General features: G+C 47.8%; 1 protein-coding gene. It reads right to left on the bottom strand.

Features of this window, described 5'->3' with window-relative positions:
* Positions 1–737 (bottom strand): SulP family inorganic anion transporter (locus R7Q46_RS26815; RefSeq protein ID WP_318078176.1); only part of this gene is annotated, 737 nt, incomplete at both ends.

Below are 737 nucleotides of genomic sequence, written 5' to 3' on the forward strand. Positions count from 1 at the left end.
TGGACCGTGAATTTTGTCCTCTTTTGAGCCTTCTGCGTTCAAGCAAGTATCTGCGTAAATGTGCTTCGCATGTTGCCATGCAAACATCAGCGCTGAAGCGATTACACCAACCGCGACCGCAACAGCAAGGTCAGTCAGTACTGTAACGACAGTTACTAGTACGATAACGAAGAAATCTTGCTTTGGTACACGGCGAGCCAACTTAAATGTTGCCCATTCGAATGTGCCAATCACAACCATGAACATCACACCAACTAGGGCTGCTAGTGGAATCATTTCAATCAACGATGACGCAAACAAAATGAACATCAGCAGAGCTACAGCCGCTACGATGCCAGACAGACGGCCACGGCCACCGGAGTTTACGTTGATCATTGACTGCCCAATCATTGCACAACCACCCATCGCGCCGAATACAGAACATGTCATGTTTGCCATGCCCTGACCGATACATTCGCGGTTAGATTGGCCACGAGTGTTGGTCATTTCGTCTAAAACGGTCAGCGTTAGCAAAGATTCAATTAGGCCGATGGCCGCAAGGATCACTGCATAAGGCAAGATGATTTGCAGAGTCTCTAGCGTAAATGGCACTGATGGAATAGAGAAGGTTGGCAAAGAGCCTGCTAGTGTAGCAGCTTCATTACCTGACATAGAACGTAGGAAGTCGACAACTGTACGTGTCGCTAGATCTAACCCAACAACTAGTGCTGTCACGGTTACGATAGCAACAAGTGAAG

The sequence above is a fragment of the Vibrio sp. 811 genome (assembly GCF_033339195.1).